We start from the raw sequence: 19432 nt of genomic DNA on the forward strand, positions 1-19432 counted from the left end.
TCTGACCGTCATTTTCGGCATCATAGCGTTAACTATTTTTAGAAACAAATTGTTCCGAAAAATATAATTAACGATTGACGCTCGAGATAGCGTCGTCTACATTCGAGCGAACTGAAACGCATCGGACCCTGCCAATGCCGTTCGACAACCCGTTTGGGTACAATACCGCTGATCCATTTTCCGGAACGGCGCATATGAACGACGCAGCGACCAAGAGCGACTCCTCGGCAGACAGCAAGGCCGACACCCCGACCCTGCGGGCGTTCGCCTTACTGGAATATCTGGTGACCGCCGACGCCCCGGTCTCGCTCGCCGACATGGCGCACGACATCCAGATGCCCAAGGCATCGTTGCACCGCATGCTCGGCTCGCTCGAAGCGGGCGGCCTCGTGATTCGCGAGCCCGGCCAGAAAAACGCCTATGTGATCGGCCCGCGTCTCGCGCAACTGAGTCTCGGCGTGATGATGCAGGCGGGCGCGCGACGCATGCGTCACGCGATTCTCGGCCGCTTGGTCGCCGACCTTGGCGAGACGTGCAACCTCACGATGCTCCACGAGACGGAAGTGCTGTATCTCGACCGTATGGAAGCGCCATGGCCGCTGCGCCTCGATCTCAAGCCCGGCTCACATGTGCCTGCGCATAGCAGCGCCAGCGGCAAGTTGCTGCTCGCGATGATGCCGCGCGAACAGCGTGCCGCACTGCTGCGTGCGATGAAGCTGCAACGCTTCACGCCCAACACGCTGACCGATCCCGAATTGCTCGAGAGCGAACTCGACCGCATCGCCCACAAGGGCATTGCCGTCGATAACGAAGAGTTCGTGCTGGGGATCGCCTGCGTCGCCGCGCCGGTGCTCAAGGAAGATGGGCAGTGCATCGCCGCCGTGGCCGTGCATGCGCCCGTGTCGCGCACGTCGCTCTCGAAAGCGATGGAATTCGTGCCGCGCTTGCAGGAAGCGGCCAAGGAACTCGCCAGTACGTTCTGATAGCGGCGATGGGACATTGGGGGCGCGAAGCTCGCGTTCCCTGCGCCTTGTTCAGCGTCTCAAACCTTCTCCGCTTCGCCCTTTTTCGCCAGCGCATCTAGCTTGCTCGTCCGCTGCCAGTCGAGTAGCGGCACCAACGCCGTCGCCGTCTCGCGCAGCGTCGGCACCAACCCCAGCAACTCCTCCAGCGTCACACGCGCCGTCGGGCCATGCACCGCCAGCACGGCACGCACATGACCGTCGTCAGGGGCGCGCACCGGCACCCCCACGGCCACCATGCCGCGCACGAACTCTTCATTGTCGATACCGATGCCGCGTGCCGCCAGCCGGTCGAGTTCGGCGTCAAGCAGGCTCACGTCCGTGATCGTGCGCGGCGTCATCCGCTTGAGCGTCAGGCGCGCGAGCACGGCACGCCGCTCGGCCGCCGGCATCTGCGACAGAAACAGCTTGCCGCTCGCCGTGCAATGCAACGGCACCCGCATGCCCGGATGCATCTGCATACGCAGCGGCTCGTTGGTTTCGACACGCTCGATATAGAGCACCTCGTCGCCGTCGAGCGCCGTGAGGTTGACGGTTTCGCCGACGCGATCGACCAGCCCGCGCAGCAGCGAGCGCGCGGCACGCGTGAAGTTGTTGTTCGCCAGTGTGACCAGCGCCAGACGCGCCGCCCGCGGCCCCAGCGACAACCCGCGCTCCGAGCCGCGCGAATCGGGCACATGCGCCACGTAGCCGCACAACTCCAGCGCTTCGATGAGCCGCATGAGCGTGGCTTTGGGGATCGACAGACGCGTCGCCAGTTGCGACAGCGTATAGGGCTGCCCGGCGATCGCCAGGCGCTCGATGATGGCCAGTGCCCGCAGGTTACGCGCCTCTTCGCTCGCGCGAATGTCCAGTTCGTCCAGCGTGCCTGTCTCGCGCATCGCGCCTCCTCGCACCCGACCATCAAAATAAAAGAAACAAAATATACCAATTATTTGATGATCATCAGCCCCGGGATTACCCCTGTCCGAGTGACATTCGACAGCGATTAGGGACGCGACATCGCTCGCTTCAGCGCCGCCCTCCTCTCCTAGTGAAACCCCGCAGATGCGCCGCAGCAATTGCATTGTTCTGAGACGCCATCGTCGAATTCCGTTTCAGTTTCCCGTTCCGCGCGTCTTTTCACTTGGCATTTATCAGACGCTCGCCGACATTGAATCGAAACAATCCGAAACGAATCGTTTCATCCGGGCGCAGTGCACGGATGCGAACTCAGGCAGGAGACAGGTGGCATGGAACATGAGGTGGACTATCTGATCGTCGGCGCAGGCTCGGCAGGCTGCGTGCTCGCGAACCGGCTGAGTGCCGACCCCGCGAACAAGGTGTTGCTGCTCGAAGCGGGCGGACCGGATAGCAATCCGTGGATTCACATTCCGGTCGGCTACTTCAAGACGATGCATAACCCGGAACTCGACTGGTGCTATCGCACCGAGGCTGACGAGAACGTCGCGAATCGTCAGATCGACTGGCCGCGCGGCAAAGTGCTCGGCGGTTCCAGCTCACTTAACGGGCTGCTCTATGTGCGCGGTCAGCGTCAGGATTACGACCGCTGGGCCTCGCTCGGCAATCGCGGATGGCGCTATGCCGACGTGCTGCCCTACTTCAAGAAGTCGGAAGATCAGGAACATGGCGCAAGCGAGTATCACGGTGCCGGCGGCCCGCTCAAGGTGTCTGACCTGCGGCTGCGCCGCCCCATCGCCGATCACTTCATCGCCGCTGCGCAAGACATCGGCATTCCGTTCAACGCGGATTACAACGGCGCGACACAGGAAGGCGTGGGTTACTTCCAGCAAACGGCATTTCGGGGCTTCCGCTGGAGTACGGCAAAAGGGTTTCTGAAGCCGGCGCGCGAGCGTCGCAATCTGATTGTCGAGACCCGGGCACAGACGTGTCGCGTGCTGTTCGACGGTAAGCGTGCCGTCGGCGTCGAATATTTGCAGGATGGTCAACGCAAGAAAGCCCGGGCACGCGTTGAGGTGATTCTCGCCGCCGGGGCCATCGGCTCGCCGCAGTTGTTGCAGAACTCGGGCGTGGGCCCGACCACGGTACTGGCGAAAGCGGGCGTCGCGCTGCGGCACGCGTTGCCGGGCGTGGGCCAGAATTTGCAGGATCACCTGCAAGTTCGCCTCGTCTTCAAAACGCGCGAGCGCACGCTGAACGACGAGGTGAACAACCCGCTACGCAAGGCCCTCATCGGCCTGCAATACGCGTTCGCACGCACCGGTCCGCTGACGCTGGCGGCCAGTCAGGTGACGATCTTCACGCGCTCACGCCCTGAGGTCGAGCGCCCCGACATCCAGTTCCATATGCAACCGCTCTCGGCAGACAAGCCGGGCCAAGGCGCGCATCGGTTCTCGGCATTCACGTCGTCGGTCTGTCAGTTGCGTCCGTTCAGCCGGGGCAGCGTGGAGATCGCTTCGAACGATCCGCTGCAATACCCGGCGATTCACGCCAACTATCTGTCCGACGCGCGCGACCATCAGGTCGTCATCGACGGCATCAAGGTGGCGCGCCGCATTGCCGCTGCACCATCGCTGGCACCGCACATCATCAGCGAATTCGTGCCGGGCGCGCAGTTCCAGAGCGATGACGAATTGCTGCAAGCTGCGCGCCGCTACAGCCAGTCGATCTATCACCCCGCAGGCACCTGCAAGATGGGCCACGACCCTATGGCCGTGGTGGACGACCGGCTGCGTGTGCACGGGCTCGCCGGGCTGCGCGTGGTGGACGCCTCGATCATGCCCGAGCTGGTCTCGGGCAACACGAATGCACCGACGATCATGATCGCCGAGAAGGCGGCGGACATGATTCTCGAAGACGGCCGGCGAGGGTCGGGCATGACGGAGATTCATCGCGACACAGAGACCAGAACAGCAGCACAGGCATCGACGGCGGTCGCAGTCTAGGCAGCGTTGGCAGTAAAGACGGCACACATCATTAAAAGATTCGGAGACAACCATGAATGCATCGACTCAGACCGACGCCCGGCAGATGCGCCGTGTCGTCGTCGCCAGCCTGATCGGCGCCACCATCGAGTGGTATGACTTTTTCCTGTACGGCGTCGTCGCCGGCATCGTCTTCAACAAACTGTATTTCCCGAGCGGCGACCCGCTGGTCTCGACCATGCTCGCCTACGGCACGTTCGCGGTGGGCTTTCTGAGCCGGCCGCTCGGCGGCGTGATCTTCGGCCACTTCGGCGACAAGCTCGGACGCAAGAGCATGCTCGTGATGACGCTCTCGATCATGGGCGTGGCAACCATGCTCATCGGGCTGGTGCCGACGTTCGCGCAGATCGGACTATGGGCGCCGTGTCTGCTGCTTTTTCTGCGCGTGCTGCAAGGCATCGGGCTCGGTGGCGAATGGGGCGGCGCAGTGCTCATGGCGTTCGAATACGCGCCCAAAGAGAAGCGCGGCTATTACGCGAGCATTCCGCAGGTCGGGCTGGCGCTCGGGCTGTGCCTTGCGTCGGGTGTGGTGGCGTTGCTGTCGTACACGCTCACCAACGCGCAGTTTCTCGCATGGGGCTGGCGTGTGGCGTTCTTCCTGTCGGTCGGGCTGGTCGCCATCGGCATGTACATCCGCCTGAACGTGATGGAGACGCCCGAGTTCTCGAAGATCAAGAAGGCCGGTGCCGAGATCAAGATTCCGATTGCCGAAGTGCTGACCAAGAGCCCGGGCAACGTACTCGCCGGCATGGGCGCGCGCTTCATCGACGGGGTGTTCTTCAACATTTTCGGCGTGTTCTCGATTGCCTATCTGACGCAGACGCTAAAGCTCTCGCAGACCGAAGCGCTCATGGGGGTGATGGCCGCCGCGTTCGTGATGATCTTTACGATTCCGTTCTTCGGCAAACTCTCGGACCGCGTCGGCCGCACGCGTATCTACTTCTGGGGCTCGCTGCTCACGGGTCTGTCGTCGTTTGCCGGGTTCTGGCTGATGAAGTCTAGCGGCGGCAATGTGTTTCTCGTGTGGCTCGCCATCGTGATTCCGCTGGGCGTCATCTACGCCTCGGTGTACGGCCCCGAAGCTGCGCTGTTCTCGGAACTGTTCGACGCGCGGGTGCGCTACACCGGCATCTCGTTCGTCTATCAGTTCTCTGGAATCTTCGCGAGCGGCCTGAGCCCGATCATCGCCACCTATCTGTTGCAGAAGAACGGCGGCGAGCCGTGGCTGATCTGTATCTACGTGCTGTGTGCGGGGCTGATCAGTGCGCTGTCGGCCGCGTGGATTGCCAGCAAGAAGCGACGCCAGCATGTGTGGCACGGCGCGGGTATTGCCGAGCATTGAGACGCACCACGTAGTCGCCGCAACGACAAAGCGTGCCCTTCACGGGGCACGCTTTGCGCATGATGTTTGATGCCGGGCAGGGTCGACGCGGGTGATCTCGTGCGATGATTCAGGGTATCGCTCACCTGCCCACGAGACACGATGCAGCGAGATCCGTCGCTCGACACCTCTTTGCCTGAAGACGAACCCGATCGCCGGGGCCCCCTCTCCGAAGGTGCCCTGCTCGGTGCGCCGTCGCCTGCGCCCGGTCCGGCTCCGGCTGATGCCGTGCCGCTGCCCATCAGCGTCTATCCGGCGCTCATGGGCATTCTGCTCGCCTACGGCGTGCTGGTCGTCGGCAACGGGCTGTTCGCCACATCGATTCCCTTCCATGCACTGCACTACGGCGCGTCGACGTTTACTGTCGGCGTGATCCAGTCGTGCTACTACGGCGGCTTTCTGCTCGGCGCGTTCTACAACCGCTCGCTCATCGAGCGCATCGGCCAGCATCGCGCGTTCGTCGCCTTCACCGCATTGGCCGCGCTGTTCGTCATGGGCTTCGCCGTGAGCGAAACCACGCTCATGCTCTGCCTGTTCCGCCTCGGCACCGGGCTCGCGCTCATGGGCGTGTACACCACGGTGGAGAGCTGGCTCAACGGGTCGGTACCCAACACCATGCGCGGGCGCGTGTTCGGCTCGTACCTCACGATCAACTATCTGGCCGTGGGCGCCGGACAATTTCTGCTCAACGTCGGCGAAGCCGGTAGCGAAGGGCAACTGTTGCTGGTCGCGGGTCTGTTTGTGGCCTCCATTCTGCCCATCACGCTGATGCAGGGCTGGCCCACGCGTGTGGCCGATGAGCGCCTCGTCAAGCAGCCGGCCATGAGCCTGTTCGACGGCATCACCGAGATGGCCCGCGCGACGCCGATCGCTATTCCGGGCTGTATTCTCGCGGGCTTTCTGTACAGCGCGTTCTACGCCATCGTGCCGATCTATCTGACGCGCATCGGCCTGTCGATCGGCAGCCTGTCCACGCTGATGGGCGTGGCACTGTTCGGTGCCCTGCTCATGCAATGGCCCATCGGCCGGCTCTCCGACCGCATGGACCGGCGCACACTGTCGCGCCGGCTGGCGCTCGCCTCCGCCGCGTTCTGCGCGCCCCTGATCTTCATTCAGGCGCACTGGCTCGTGTTCCTGCTGATGTTTTTGTTCTCCGCCGCCAATTTCACGCAGTACGGCCTGATCGTCTCTCATGTGAACGATCGCACGGCGCCCGAGCAACGCGTGGTGGTCAGCGCCACGTTGCTGATCCTGTTTTCCGTCGGCGGCATTCTCGGACCGATGATCGCGTCGCTCGTCATGACGCTGGTCGGCCCCGGCGGACTCCATCTGTTCAATGTGATCTGCGCGCTGCTGCTCGCGCGGGTGGCGCGGCGGGCGCAAGTGCTTCAGCCCTGAGCAAAAGGCGCGGCTTTGATGGGGCTGGCGGGAAGGCCGAGGCTTTCGCTTCCCGCCCCAACATGGTGCGAACCCGCCACACACTGGTGCGATACCCGTGTGATGCGGCCCATTGGCGCCCGAAAATCACGGACAATAGCGCCGGCGCCGCCCCTGCGCCTTTGAGCACGGTTCTTGCTCACCTATTCTGTAAACAACATTGCCGCCCCCGTGCCTGTCCACACCATGAGCATGATCGACCTCGACGCCCCCGGTTTGTTGCCGCCCCGCCTCACGGCGGCGGACGACGGCCGCCGTATCGTCATTTACGGCGACTTCACCATTTGCAGCGTCTTCCAGCCGGTCTTCTCGGTGTCGCACCGCCGCGCCATCGGTTATCACGCGTCGCTGCGTGCGCATGACGCGCAAGGCCGTCACGTGCCGTCGCATGAGGTCTTCACGCTCGCGGCCCGTCATGGCGACATGCTCGAACTCGGCCGCCTCGCCGAATCGCTGCATCTGGGCAACTTCCATGAATTCGACAGCCGTGACGCCTGGCTCTTCCTGAACCTGCATCCGGCCGCGCTGATGGACACGGTCTACGGCGACGCGCTCATCGCGACGCTCAAGGCCATCGGGCTCTCGCCGCAACGCGTGGTGCTCGAAGTGCCCGAGCAGGCGGGCGGCGACACGCCGCGCTTCGGCGCCATCGTCGGCAGCCTGCGTAAGGCAGGCTTCGTGATCGCACTGGGCGGCTTCGGCGCCAAGCATTCGAATATCGACCGGGTGTGGGATCTGCGCCCCGACATCGTGGTGCTCGATCGCGGCATTCTCGCGCAAGCCACCGAGCAGTCGCATCTGGCACGGGTGCTCCCCGGGCTGGTGTCGCTGCTGCACGAATCGGGACAACTGGTGATGATGGGCGGGCTGACGACCGACCGCGAAGCGTTGATTGCGCTGGAGTGCAACGTCGACTTCGTGCAGGGTCAGTATTTCGCTGCGCCGGATGTCGATCCGGTCCCCTCGAAGGTCGCTGCCGAGCGCATGGATGCGCTGTCGGCCGCGCTACGCACGCAGTTGGTGGAACGCGAGCGTGCCGAACACGCGCGTCTAGCGCCGTATGTGGCGGGTATCGAAGCGGCCGCCGCGCGTATCGCACAGGGCATGGACATCATCGAGGCGTCGCACGATCTGCTGGCGCTGCCCGACGCGGCGCGCTGCTTTCTGCTCGACGCGGCAGGCCGTCAGATCGGCGACAACGTACTGCCGATCAACCATTCGTCGCAACGCGCGAAGCGCTTTCGCCCACTGCTGCACTCGCAAGGCGCGAACTGGGCGCGGCGCCCGTACTTCATTCAGGCGATGCGCGAACCCGGCGAAGTGCATTTCACGCCGCCGTATCTGTCGATCAACGAGGCGCACCTTTGCGTGACCGCCTCCATCGCCACCCCGGCGAAGCAGGGCCTGCAAGTGCTCTGCGTCGACATCAACTGGTGATCATGCGGTAAGGCGGTGCGCTGGGCGTCGAGGTCTTGTCCTACGACGCCGTCCCCTTGCGCGCCCCTCGCGTGCCCTGCTCGGCCTTCACCGCATCTTCGATACACCGCACGAAGTATTCGGCGGGTGCGGTGAGAATCGCGCTGTCGCGGAACAGCAGGAAGAGCTTGCGGGCGGGCGGCTGCTCCAGCAGATCAAGCGTCTTGAGCTCTTCGGCCGCGCCTTCGGTGCGCAGCGCAAGGTGCGTCCATGACGTCACAACGTTGCTGTTGACGGCCAGGCTGTAGAAGAGCGTCTGCGACGCGCAGCGCGTAATACGGCGTGGCGGCGCGAGCCCCTGCCGGGCAAACAGCTCCGTGAGGAATGCCTGAAATTCGCTTGAAGGTGCCGTGTGCAGCCATTCGGCATCCTGCAAGTCGGCAAGCGAGGTGGCATTCGCCAGTTGCCCCCGCCGCGCCACCGAAAACCACATCGGAAACGTCGCCAGATGCACCGCGCGCACGGTCGCAAATTCACGCGCATCCACGCCAGAGCCCAGCGCAAAATCCAGCGCGCCGCTCTTCAACTGCTCCACCAGTTGCGACGCACTGAACTCCGAGAATTCGAGCGTCACGTCGGGCATCGTCTGACGAAATCGGTTGTACGCCTTGGGCAACACGGTGATTGCCGAGAGCGGCGTCACGCCGATGGCAACCCGTCCCTGCCGGGTATCGCGCAGGCGGGTCATCTCCGCCTCCGTGCGCGTCATCTCATTGACGATCAACTCGGCCCGCTGAAGCAGCGCGCGCCCCTCATGCGTGAGCGACACCCCGGTCGAACTGCGCACGATCAACATCAACCCCACTTCGGTTTCGAGATCACGTAACGCACGCGTGACGGCCGGTTGCGTGACGTGCAGCGTGCGGGCCGCTTCGTGAATGCTGCCCGTGTTGGCAACGGCCACGAGGGCGCGCAATTGGTGGAGTTTCATCGCTACATACCAAGGGTTATCACTGATAAATGGATGTTATCAGGATAAGAATTTATGCGTATCGGGATTATTACGGCTTGATTACTATCGGCCCGAATCGTCGCATGCGTGCGCATGGACAGAACGACACCCCCAATGCATGGAGACAACCCGTATGACGCCTAACGCCGCCCCGCCCCTCAATGGCGCGCTTGCCAGTTCGCCCCCGCCATCGGGACATGCGGTGAGTTCGTCGCCGCCCGCGACGAGCGATGCCACGACCCGTGCTGACCGTGCTACCCGCGCTGACCGTGCATCACGCCGCCGCACCATCGTCGCCACGTCGGTCGGCAACGGTCTGGAGATGTTCGACTTCACGGTGTTCAGCTTCTTTGCGGGCATCATCGGCAAGAACTTCTTCCCTGTGGGCTCCGGCACCGGCCCGCTGTTGCTCGCGATGGCAACGTTCGGTGTGGGCTTCGTCATGCGCCCGCTCGGCGGCATTCTCATCGGCAACTATGCCGACCGTGCGGGCCGTCGCGCCGCGCTCTCGCTCACCATCGCACTGATGATGGTCGGCACGGCGCTGATCGCGCTCACGCCGAGTTACGCCAGCATCGGCGTGATCGCGCCCGTGCTGATCGTGTTCGGCCGCCTGTTGCAGGGACTTTCCGCCGGGGGCGAAATCGGCGCGTCGACGACGTTCCTGATGGAATCGGGTCCGGCGTCGCGACGTGGCTTCATGGTGTGCTGGCAGATGGTCAGTCAGGGTGCTGCTGCGCTGCTTGGTGCGCTCTCGGGAGCATTGCTCTCGTCGCTGCCTCCCCCCCGCATCGCTGGAGAGCTGGGGCTGGCGCGTGCCGTTCATCCTCGGCCTGATGGTCGGTCCGGTCGGCATGTATATCCGTCGTAATCTCGACGAGACGTTCGAAGCCCCCGAGCGCGAGCAAAGCGCTGTGGGCGAGATCGTGCGCCACTACCTGGGGCGCGTGCTGCTCGGCACGTTGCTGCTCGTCGGCGGCACGACCATGCTCTACATCATCGTGTTCTTCATGCCCGCTTACGGCGTGCGCACGCTGCACCTGCCGGTGGCCACATCGTTCCTCGCGGGATGTGCCTCGGGCGCCATCATCATGGTGTCGTCGCTCGTGTCGGGCCTTTGGATCACCGATCGCGTGGCGCGTCGCAAGCCGGTGGTGATCGTCACTTCGCTGATCACGCTGCTGTGCGTGTATCCGGCGTTCAAGTGGCTGACGACGGCGCCTTCCGTGCCGCTCATGATCGGCATCGTGACGGTCGTCATGGGCATTGCATCGCTCGGTACCGGCTCGTACTTCCTGCTGATCATGGAAGCGTTTCCGCGCCGCGTGCGCGCCACGGCGCTCGCGATGATCTACAGCTTCGGTGTGACGATCTTCGGCGGCTTCGCGCAGTTCAACGTGACATGGCTGCTGCACCGTACCGGCGACGCCATGTCGCCCGCGTGGTATCTGCTCGCCTGCGGCGTGGTGAGCCAGATCGCGCTGTGGTGCTTCCCTGAACGCCCGGCCGATGCCGTGGCGACAGCCACTTCGACTACGGCACACAAGGCCTAGCCGCCTCACGGGCTCGCCCGGCTTCTCGCTTCCCGCACTTCCCGTACTTCTCGCACTCGACGTTGTACCGACAGGCCGCCGCTCCGGCGCGCGGCCCGGGGCTCTGCACGCTCGCGATTTCGTGCATCGGCCGCCGCGGTCGGGTCGCGCATCTGGCAAGACAGACCAACTACAAGATTCAGAGAGACATGAAAAAACGATATTCGCTCGCGCTGGCCCTCGCCGGTGCAGGCATCGCCGCAGCAACGCCCGCCAGTGCCGCCGTGCAGATTTACGGCGCCGTCGACAGCTTTCTCATGTATTCGCGCAACAGCGGACAAGAGAACCTGCAATTGCTCTCGGGCGGCGCATCCACATCGCGCTGGGGCATCACCGGATCGGAAGACCTTGGCGGCGGCATGCGCGCCGCGTTCCGGCTGGAAAGCGGCTTCGATCTGATGAGCGGAAAACAGCAAAGCAGCAGCGCCTTCTACAACCGCGAAGCCAACGTCTCGTTGTCGTCCGTCGAGTGGGGCACGGTCAAATTCGGCAAGCAATATCCGGCCATCGGCCCGGAAGGCATCGATCCGTTCGTGTCGGTCGGACAACTCTCGCCGTACGCCACGAGTGCGCTCGTCGTCTCCGATCTCGGTCCGGGCGCGGCGTCGATTCAGGCCCGCGTGGACAACGCCATCAGCTACGAGACGCCCGACATCGCAGGCCTCAACGCGACGGTGCTCTACGCGTCGCGCAACGTCGCGGGTTCCAGCCCGAACGCCAGCAACATCGGCACGGTGGTGAATTACGGGCGCGGCCCGCTGATGCTCTCCGGCTCGTACAACGCCGTATGGGCCAACACGAGCACCAGCACGACGCCGGGTGCGCCGCTCAATGGCCCGCGCACCGACGCCTACATGCTCAGCGCCACGTATCAGTTCGGCGAAACGATGGGCTCGGCGAGCTATGTACTCACGCGTCCGAATGGCCCCGGCACCTTCACGGCACAGGTCTACTCGCTGGGCATGGTCTGGCAGCGCGGCCCCCACGTGGTGCGCGCGGGCGTCATCTATCGCAACGTGGCGGGAAAAGTCGATCACGCCGTCGGCGCGTTGCTCGGCTACGACTACCAGTTCTCGAAGCTCACCGGCCTCTATGCCCGCGTGGGCGGCTTTCGCAATTACGGGCAATCGTCACTCTCGTTCGGTGCCGATCCGCTCAGCACCCCCGGTATCAATCCCGTCGTCTTCGCCCTCGGCATGCGTCAGAAGTTCTGAGCGCGCGCTGGCTTAATCCATCAGGAGCACTCCATGTCTGACATCGCTTCCCCGCTCGACTACATCGAGCAGCACACCCCGCAATTCACCGAACTCGCCGACAAGATCTGGAACCTCGCGGAACTGCGCTACGAAGAATTCGCATCGAGCGAATTGCACATCGAAGTGCTCGAAGCCGCCGGTTTTCACGTGACGCGTGGCGTCGCCGGCATTCCCACGGCCTTCATCGCCGAAGCCGGCGACGGCGGCCCGATTATCGGCATTCTCGGTGAATACGATGCGCTCTCCGGGCTGAGTCAGGAAGCCGGTGCGCTGCAATGCCAACCGTCGGCAGAAATCGGCAACGGCAATGGGCACGGCTGCGGCCACCATCTGTTGGGCACCGCTGCCCACCTGGCCGCTGCCGCCGTCAAAGCGCATCTGGACGCGACCGGACAACCGGGCACCGTGCGCTTCTACGGATGCCCCGCGGAAGAAGGCGGTTCGGGCAAGACGTTCATGGCACGCGCCGGGTTGTTCGACGATCTCGACGCGGCGTTGTCTTGGCACCCGGCCGTGCATAACGGCGTGTTCAACGGGCGCTCGCTGGCAAACGTGCAAGCGTACTTCCGCTTTCACGGCAAGGCGTCGCACGCCGCCGCGTCGCCGCATCTGGGCCGCAGCGCACTCGACGCCGTGGAGTTGATGAACGTCGGCGTGAACTACATGCGCGAACACATGCTGCCCGACGCGCGCGTGCATTACGCAGTGACAAACACGGGCGGCACGTCGCCGAACGTGGTGCAGGCCAACGCCGAGGTGCTGTACCTTGTGCGCGCACCGCGCAACGATCAGGCATCGGAGCTGTTCGAGCGCGTGAAGAACATCGCCAACGGTGCCGCCTTGATGACCGGCTGCACGGTCGACGTCGTATTCGACAAGGCATGTTCCAACCTCGTGCAGAACAGCGTGCTCAACGACATCGTCTATCGCAATCTGGAGACGTTCGGCGCGCCGCAATACGACGAAGACGAACTCGCCTATGCACGCAGTGTGCAAGACAGTTCGCTGTCACCGGAAGACATTGAAGGCGCCACGCGTACGCTCGGTCAGGCATGGCGAAATCCGAAGCCGTTGTTCGATCACGTGGCATTGTTTCAAGCGGGCAATGAGCCGACACTGCACGGTTCGACCGATGTGGGCGACGTGAGCTGGATCACGCCGACGGCGCAGTGCTTCACGACCTGCTATGCCTTCGGCACGCCGTTCCACTCGTGGCAACTGGTGGCGCAGGGCAAGAGCACGCTGGCGCACAAGGGCATGTTGCTCGCGGCGAAAACGCTCGCCGCGTCGGCACTCGATCTGTTCCGCTCGCCGGAGACGCTCGCCAAGGCCAAAGCCGAATTGCACGAGCGCCGCCAAGGCCGCCCGTACGTCTGCCCGATTCCGGCAGAGGTGAAACTGCCGTTCGCGCGCGACTGATCGCGACACGCTCAACGAAAAACCCCCGCGCGTCGTTTGACGTGCGGGGGTTTTTTCATGCTTGCGAAGCGAGACGCTTAGGCCGCGCGTTGTACCTGATAGCGTTCGAGCCAGTGCGCGTACGGTGCGGGCAGCACCCACGACGGACGCGATACATCGAGTTCGCGCGCGGCGTAATACGGCCAGTGCGGGTTGGCGAGCAGCGCGCGCCCGATCATCACCAGATCCATCTGACCACTGGCCACCACGCGCTCGGCCGCGTGCGGATCGTCAATGCCCCACGACGACGCCACGGCAATACCGGCTTCCTGCTTCACACGCTCGGCAATCGGCGCGAGGAATGCCGAACCCCAAGGAATCTTTGCCGCCGGGGTCGAGAAACCGACGCTCACATTGAGCAGATCGAGACCGCCCTCACGCATCTGACGCGTCAGGGTAATCGACTCGGCCAGCGTCTCTTCGTCGCGGCCATCGTATTCGAGAACGCCGAAACGAGCGGTCAGCGGCAGGTGATCGGGCCACACTTCGCGCACGGCCGCGAGCGTCTCGAGCAGGAAGCGGCTACGGCCGGCGAGATCGCCGCCGTAGGCATCTTCGCGATGATTGGCGTGCAGCGAGAAGAAGCTTTGTGCGAGATAACCGTGGGCGAAATGCAATTCCAGCCATTCGAAACCGGCGGCCAGTGCACGACGTGCGGCTGCGACGAAATCGGCCTTCACGCGGGCGATGTCGTCCAGCGTCATCGCTTTAGGCACTTTGCCGAGATGGCCGCCGAACGCCACGGCGGACGGCGAAATCGTCGGCCAGCCACGCGGGTCGTCTTCGAGAATGTGATCGTCGCCTTCCCACGGGCGGTTGGCGCTGGCCTTGCGGCCTGCGTGGGCAATCTGGATGCCGGGCACGGCACCGTGGGCCTTGATGGCCGACGCGATGCGCGCCATGCCTTGCGCTTGTTCGTCGTTCCACAGGCCAGTACATCCCGGGCTGATGCGGCCTTCCGGCGACACGGCCGTGGCCTCGATGATCACGAGCCCGGCGCCGCCACGGGCGAGTCCGGCGTAGTGGGCGAGGTGCCAGTCGTTGGTCACGCCGTCGACGGCGCTGTACTGACACATCGGGGGAATCGCTACGCGGTTGCGCAGCTTGACGCTTTTCAATTCAAACGGGGAAAACAAGGCGGACATGGTGTGCTCTGCGGTGTGAGGGGAAAGCGGCGCGGCCAGCGGGGAATCGACAACTCAGGAATCGCATCCCGGGGCCTGCACCTCGGCGGGGTTAGCCGACGCAAGCAATGGTAGCCCGTCGTCGCTATAATGAAAACCATCTGCCGATTATCAAGTTGATAACATTTCATTATGGTCAACCCTCAATGGCTCAAGTCCTTCGCGACACTTGCGGAGCTGGGCAATTTCACTCGCGCCGCCGACCGGCTGGGCCTCACACAGGCCGCCGTCAGCCAGCACGTGAAGCATCTCGAAGACGAATTCGGACCGCTGCTGGTGCGGCGTCCGCGCGCGATCGAGCTCACCCCTGCGGGACACGCGATGCTCGCCTACTGCGCGGAAGTCGAATGCGCCAGCCGGCACCTGCGTTCGCGGCTCGACGACGCCAATGCCGACTGCGGCGAAATCACGCTCATCACACCGGGCAGCATCGGGTTGTATCTGTGCCCGATCCTGCTCGACATGCAGCAGGCCACCCCCTCGATGGCGGTACGGCATCGCTTCGCGCCCGACCGGGAAGTGCTCGAAGGCGTGCTGCAAAACCACTTCGAACTGGGCCTCGTCACGCTGCGCCCTGACGATCCGCGCCTTGCCGCCACGCCCTTCACGCAGGAACCGTTGGAACTCGTTGTGCCTGCCGGTGACGACGTCCACAAGTGGGAAGATCTCAAGCGCATCGGCTATATCGACCACCCCGACGGCGAAGCGATGTCGACGCGTTTGCTCAGCCGCCGCTTTCCGGGCAATCCGGGCGTGCGCAGCTTGCCGAGCCATGGGTGTACGAACCAGATCAGCCTGATTCTGGAATATGTCGCGCGCGGGCTGGGCTTCACCGTGATTCCGCAGTACGCACGGCAGGCGTTCGCCTCGCAGGACGCCATTCGTGTGGTCGATTGCGGGCCGCCCGTGGTCGATACGTTATGGCTGATTCATCGTGCAGAGTGGGCGTTATCGGCGCGCGCGCAACGTGCCGTGGCGTTGTTGCGTGAACGGGTGGACGCACCCCGTCCGCGTGCGTTCGGCGCATTGACCGCCGCAAAGCGGGCGAGCGCTTAGCCGGGTTGGCAGAATCTGCGGCATCGATGTCATTGCGGGGAAGATCGACGCGTCGCTACGCTAGGCGTCTTTCTTTCGCGTGAAACGTCGATGCCCTGCCTTCGCGTAATCTTCTGCTCCCTGCTCGCGCTCGTGCTCTCGCACACTGCCCCTGCCGCCACGGACACGGGCGACCGGGATGCCGCTGTCATCGCACAGCGCGATCTTCAAGACGCTTTGTCGAAACGGCCACGCGATCCGGTCATTGCCGTCATCGCGCTGAACGAGGGCACGGAAACCACCGATTTCCTCGTCCCCTACGGCGTACTCAAACGTGCGGGAATCAAGAACGTGCAGGCGGTGGCCGTCGATGATGGCGATATCACGTTGATGCCTGCATTGCGTGTCGTGCCCGACACCACCTTCGCTGACTTCGACGCCCGGCATCCCGGAGGGGCCGATATCGTGATCGTGCCCGCCATGCATATCGACAACGACCCGCGCGTTCTCCGTTGGCTGCAACAGCAGGCGGCACACGGCGCGATGATCGTGGGCATCTGCTCCGGCGCGCGTGTATTGAATCAGGCGGGGCTATTGAAAGGGCGTCGGTTCACCGGCCACTGGTACGACCGCAGCGACCTGCGTGACGCCAACCCTTCGGCTCGCTATGTGCCCGACGTGCGATATCTGCACGACAACGGCATCGTCACGACAACTGGCGTCAGTGCATCCGTGCCGCTTGCGCTTGCGCTCGTAGAGGGAATCGCTGGCCGCGACCGCGCGCTCGACGTGGCACGATCGCTTGGCGCAACCGACTGGTCGGCCCAGCATGTGAGCGCGGGTTTTCAATTGAACGCCCGACGTTTGTGGACGGTGGCAAGCAACGCCGTGAGTGTGTGGCGACATGAAACGCTAGCCATTCCCGTCGCTGACGGGGTCGACGATATCGCGCTCGCGCTGACCGCGGATGCGTGGTCGCGCACTTGGCGCACAACCGTCATGGCAACCCCCGCCTCGACGCACAGCGCCGACCGCGTGCGGCTCGCCAGCGGCCTGACCCTCGTGACGACGGCGCTACGCCCCAGTGCTGCACGCCCGTTGGCGTTGCCGCCGAACCGCAACGCGATGACCCAGTTCGGGCAATCACTCCATGACATTGAGCAACGCTACGGTGCTGCCGAGCGCGATATCGTGGAACTCGCGATGGAGTATGTTCCGCCGTCGCGCTAGCCGCCCCCGTTATGCCTCGCGGCGATAGTCGGCCATCGACGTGCCGAACGTCGCGCGAAACGCACGTTGCAGCGCATCGACGCTTTGGAAACCACTGCGTTGCGCCACACGCTCCTGCGTCCACGTCGTCTGACGCAATAGCGACGCGGCGAAGTCCACGCGCGAACGTGTGACGTATCGCGCGGGCGAGGTGCCTGCCTCTCTTGAAAATGCCCGCGAGAAATTACGTGGACTCATGCGGGCGACAGCGGCAAGCGCATCGACGGACAAATCGCCGTCGAGGTGGCTTTCAATCCACGCGATCACATCGCGCACCGGCGATGACGCACCGCTTTGCAGCGTCAACGACCGGCTGACTTGCGACTCGGCTCCCCCGCGTACGACAAACAGCGCGAGGTCGCGGGCAATATCCATCGCCACCGTGCGACCGAGATCGGCTTCGATCATGCCCAACGCCATATCGATCCCGGTAGTGACGCCGCCTGATGTCCAGACATTGCCGTCGCGCACGAACACGCGGTCGCGCTGCACCTGCGTGCCGGTGCACATAGATTCGAGACGATCGCAAGCGCGCCAGTGCGTCGTCGATTGCCGCGCGTCGAGCAGCCCCGCCGCCATCAGCACGAATGCCCCCGTGCACACGCTCGCCACGCGACGCGCCTGTTGCGCGGCCTGCGCCATCCATTCAGCAGCACCATCGTCAAGAATGGCACGACGTAGCGCGGCCTCTTCGCCACCGGCGACGATGATCGTGTCGATCGGGTCATCGGGACGGAGGGTGCCGCCAAGCGTCGACAGCGCGAGCGTGTCGGCAAGCGACAACCCGGCACTGGTGTGCACATTGCCGCCGTGTGGCGAGGCGATGGAGATGCGATAGGCCCCCGGCACCGCGAGCGATGCCTTGGCGAAGGCGCTGGCCGGCCCGGCGACGTCAATGGCTTCCACGCCTTCAAAGGCAATGATGACGACGTGGCGGCAAAGACCGGAGGTATCAGCGGCGGTGTGGTTGGAACGAGCCTTGGCTGTCACGCATTTCCCCATGCAAACGCGAGCGACAATGCCCGCACGCAGGCGAGCATTGTAACGAGCGCACGAGAACGATGCGGGCCTTAGCGTGCCGCCTGCGTGAACTTGTTGAACGACGGATCGAACAGCCCCCGCACGTCGAAGCCCTTGGCAAGCGTGCCGGTCTTCACGAAATCGTCGACACTCTTCTGCGCCTCGGCGATTGACGCTTCAGTGAGCGGCTCGTAGCGAACGCGCGACGTGCTGAACCACTGATGCGCAAGCTTGGGATCGATGCGCGACTTGGCCGCCCACACGTCGGCATAGCGATCGATGTGACGCGAATCGGCGAGCGACCAGTCGCGTGCCCGTTGATAACGCTGCACGAAGTCACCCAGCAACTCGCGCTTCGTCTCGATGACCTTCTCCGTAGTCGACAGATAACTCTGTGCAGCGATCAGCCCACGCGCCGTCACCACCGTGCGAGCCCCCGCTTGCCGCAAACGCGACACGTACGGCTCCCATGTGGCGGTGGCATCCACCTTGCCTGCCTGCAATGCCGCCGCCGAATCGACCGACGCCAGATACGAATACTTCACGGCGTCGAGCGGCAACCCGGCCGACGTGAGCGCCGCCTGCACCAGTTGCTGCGACCAGCCGCCGCGCGTGATGGCCACCGTCTTGCCCTTGAGATCCTCCACGGTCTTGATCTGCGTGTGCGGCCCCGCGAGCAGCACGACGCTGTCGGGGCTGTCGCGATAGATACCGATGACCTTGATCGGCGCGCCCTGCGCGGCGAGGAACAACACCGGGCCGTCGCCTTGCAAGCCGATGTCGAGCGCGCCTGCATTGACGGCTTCGATCACGGGCGTGCCCGCCGGAAACTGCTTCCATGCGACTGTGTACGGTGCATCGCGAAGCACACCCGAAGCTTCGAACAAGCTCTGCGCATTGAAAGCCTGATCGCCCACGACGAGCACCGGCTTCTCCTGCGCCTCTACAGCAGTGAACGGCAGAATCGCGGCGACACTCAGCCCGATCACCAGCGCACGGCGCAGGCGCGAACGCCATGCGGGCCACCGGTTGCGTAACGTCGTCGCCAGATCGCTGCGTGCCGACTGCGCAAGCGTCGCGCGTATCAGCGCGGCACGGGACGGCAGCGGTGCGGCGATAGCCGGCGCAGGCGTTTGACGCTCAAGGGACGGGACGACAGGCGCGATGTGGGCGGTGTAAGCGAGGTGAGAAGGCGAGTACGTCATGACATGGCACCACGCGCGAGCGCAGCGATGAGAGTGGACGGACCGGCCAGTCTATGCAGATGGCGCGGGCCACCCAACCATCCATTCTTGCGATGATTAGTGCGCACGCAACGCGTTTGCTTATGCGGGTTTGCTTATCGGATTTCGTTGTTTGTGCCGTCGCGCCGCGCTCAGTATCTTGGTCGTTTCCAAAGCCCCGA

At 64.0% G+C, this 19432-nt stretch carries 14 protein-coding genes and 1 pseudogene; 10 read left to right on the top strand and 5 right to left on the bottom strand.

The annotated features are described in order from the left end of the window. The first annotated feature begins 194 nt into the window (after positions 1-194). Complete coding sequence (locus tag CDV46_RS16705) at positions 195-983, top strand: IclR family transcriptional regulator (protein WP_087690720.1); 789 nt, start codon at positions 195-197, stop codon at positions 981-983. Between the two features lie 59 nt (positions 984-1042). Here CDV46_RS16705 and CDV46_RS16710 read toward each other — a convergent pair whose 3' ends face one another. Further along, positions 1043-1903: an IclR family transcriptional regulator gene (locus CDV46_RS16710; RefSeq protein WP_087689498.1), complete on the bottom strand. Its 861-nt coding sequence runs from the start codon at positions 1901-1903 to the stop codon at positions 1043-1045. 351 nt (positions 1904-2254) lie between these two features. Here CDV46_RS16710 and CDV46_RS16715 point away from each other — a divergent pair, with 351 nt between their 5' ends. The 4 genes from CDV46_RS16715 to CDV46_RS16730 all read left to right on the top strand — a co-directional run bounded on the left by CDV46_RS16715 (position 2255) and on the right by CDV46_RS16730 (position 8222). Beyond that, the gene (locus tag CDV46_RS16715; RefSeq protein ID WP_087723720.1) at positions 2255-3928 is read left to right on the top strand and encodes a GMC family oxidoreductase; all 1674 of its coding nucleotides are present in this window, start codon (positions 2255-2257) and stop codon (positions 3926-3928) included. A 52-nt stretch (positions 3929-3980) separates the two neighbouring features. Continuing rightward, entirely contained in the window at positions 3981-5309 is a 1329-nt protein-coding gene (locus CDV46_RS16720; protein ID WP_058377348.1) for an MFS transporter, read from the top strand. Positions 5310-5450: 141 nt separating this feature from the next. After that, positions 5451-6746 (top strand): MFS transporter, encoded by a 1296-nt coding sequence (locus CDV46_RS16725; RefSeq protein WP_087723722.1) that lies wholly within the window; start codon positions 5451-5453, stop codon positions 6744-6746. A 225-nt stretch (positions 6747-6971) separates the two neighbouring features. Next, on the top strand, positions 6972-8222 hold the full coding sequence (locus CDV46_RS16730; RefSeq protein WP_058380091.1) for a sensor domain-containing phosphodiesterase: 1251 nt from the start codon (positions 6972-6974) through the stop codon (positions 8220-8222). 40 nt (positions 8223-8262) lie between these two features. On the opposite strand, the gene CDV46_RS16735 is transcribed toward CDV46_RS16730, so the two are convergent. Beyond that, entirely contained in the window at positions 8263-9192 is a 930-nt protein-coding gene (locus CDV46_RS16735) for a LysR family transcriptional regulator (RefSeq protein WP_087689507.1), read from the bottom strand. A 343-nt stretch (positions 9193-9535) separates the two neighbouring features. On the opposite strand from CDV46_RS16735, the pseudogene CDV46_RS27715 reads away from it, so the two are divergent. From CDV46_RS27715 to CDV46_RS16750, 3 genes and pseudogenes are all read left to right on the top strand, one after another. Continuing rightward, a pseudogene (locus CDV46_RS27715) lies at positions 9536-10766 on the top strand (MFS transporter). A gap of 188 nt (positions 10767-10954) precedes the next feature. After that, positions 10955-12019 (top strand): porin, encoded by a 1065-nt coding sequence (locus CDV46_RS16745; RefSeq protein ID WP_140413401.1) that lies wholly within the window; start codon positions 10955-10957, stop codon positions 12017-12019. Positions 12020-12052: 33 nt separating this feature from the next. Then, the gene (locus CDV46_RS16750) at positions 12053-13480 is read left to right on the top strand and encodes a M20 family metallopeptidase (RefSeq protein ID WP_058377343.1); all 1428 of its coding nucleotides are present in this window, start codon (positions 12053-12055) and stop codon (positions 13478-13480) included. Positions 13481-13557: 77 nt separating this feature from the next. Here CDV46_RS16750 and CDV46_RS16755 read toward each other — a convergent pair whose 3' ends face one another. Then, positions 13558-14664, bottom strand: coding sequence for an NADH:flavin oxidoreductase/NADH oxidase (locus CDV46_RS16755; protein WP_087723726.1), 1107 nt, complete (start codon positions 14662-14664; stop codon positions 13558-13560). Positions 14665-14835: 171 nt separating this feature from the next. Between CDV46_RS16755 and CDV46_RS16760 the strand changes: the two genes are divergently transcribed. Together CDV46_RS16760 and CDV46_RS16765 are read left to right on the top strand one after the other, a co-directional pair. Continuing rightward, on the top strand, positions 14836-15759 hold the full coding sequence (locus tag CDV46_RS16760; RefSeq protein WP_087689513.1) for a LysR family transcriptional regulator: 924 nt from the start codon (positions 14836-14838) through the stop codon (positions 15757-15759). A 90-nt stretch (positions 15760-15849) separates the two neighbouring features. After that, the gene (locus CDV46_RS16765) at positions 15850-16968 is read left to right on the top strand and encodes a DJ-1/PfpI family protein (protein ID WP_087723728.1); all 1119 of its coding nucleotides are present in this window, start codon (positions 15850-15852) and stop codon (positions 16966-16968) included. A 9-nt stretch (positions 16969-16977) separates the two neighbouring features. On the opposite strand, the gene CDV46_RS16770 is transcribed toward CDV46_RS16765, so the two are convergent. Both CDV46_RS16770 and CDV46_RS16775 read right to left on the bottom strand, forming a co-directional pair. Further along, complete coding sequence (locus CDV46_RS16770) at positions 16978-17997, bottom strand: GlxA family transcriptional regulator (RefSeq protein ID WP_249277619.1); 1020 nt, start codon at positions 17995-17997, stop codon at positions 16978-16980. Positions 17998-18077: 80 nt separating this feature from the next. After that, positions 18078-19232 carry an ABC transporter substrate-binding protein gene (locus tag CDV46_RS16775; protein WP_087723730.1) on the bottom strand — a complete coding sequence of 385 codons (1155 nt, stop codon included), beginning with the start codon at positions 19230-19232 and terminating at the stop codon, positions 18078-18080. Positions 19233-19432: the final 200 nt, after the last annotated feature.

Source organism: Pandoraea sp. PE-S2T-3 (assembly GCF_002179965.1).
In the GTDB taxonomy this organism is placed as follows: domain Bacteria; phylum Pseudomonadota; class Gammaproteobacteria; order Burkholderiales; family Burkholderiaceae; genus Pandoraea.

Bases quoted from the DNA above. Each gene is read 5' to 3' on its own strand.
- CDV46_RS16710 (WP_087689498.1), bottom strand. From the start codon at position 1,903: ATGCGCGAGACAGGCACGCTGGACGAACTGGACATTCGCGCGAGCGAA.
- CDV46_RS16735 (WP_087689507.1), bottom strand. From the start codon at position 9,192: ATGAAACTCCACCAATTGCGCGCCCTCGTGGCCGTTGCCAACACGGGC.
- CDV46_RS16775 (WP_087723730.1), bottom strand. From the start codon at position 19,232: ATGACGTACTCGCCTTCTCACCTCGCTTACACCGCCCACATCGCGCCT.
- CDV46_RS16755 (WP_087723726.1), bottom strand. From the start codon at position 14,664: ATGTCCGCCTTGTTTTCCCCGTTTGAATTGAAAAGCGTCAAGCTGCGC.
- CDV46_RS16725 (WP_087723722.1), top strand. From the start codon at position 5,451: ATGCAGCGAGATCCGTCGCTCGACACCTCTTTGCCTGAAGACGAACCC.
- CDV46_RS16765 (WP_087723728.1), top strand. From the start codon at position 15,850: ATGCCCTGCCTTCGCGTAATCTTCTGCTCCCTGCTCGCGCTCGTGCTC.
- CDV46_RS16760 (WP_087689513.1), top strand. From the start codon at position 14,836: ATGGTCAACCCTCAATGGCTCAAGTCCTTCGCGACACTTGCGGAGCTG.
- CDV46_RS16750 (WP_058377343.1), top strand. From the start codon at position 12,053: ATGTCTGACATCGCTTCCCCGCTCGACTACATCGAGCAGCACACCCCG.
- CDV46_RS16730 (WP_058380091.1), top strand. From the start codon at position 6,972: ATGAGCATGATCGACCTCGACGCCCCCGGTTTGTTGCCGCCCCGCCTC.
- CDV46_RS16715 (WP_087723720.1), top strand. From the start codon at position 2,255: ATGGAACATGAGGTGGACTATCTGATCGTCGGCGCAGGCTCGGCAGGC.
- CDV46_RS16705 (WP_087690720.1), top strand. From the start codon at position 195: ATGAACGACGCAGCGACCAAGAGCGACTCCTCGGCAGACAGCAAGGCC.
- CDV46_RS16720 (WP_058377348.1), top strand. From the start codon at position 3,981: ATGAATGCATCGACTCAGACCGACGCCCGGCAGATGCGCCGTGTCGTC.
- CDV46_RS16745 (WP_140413401.1), top strand. From the start codon at position 10,955: ATGAAAAAACGATATTCGCTCGCGCTGGCCCTCGCCGGTGCAGGCATC.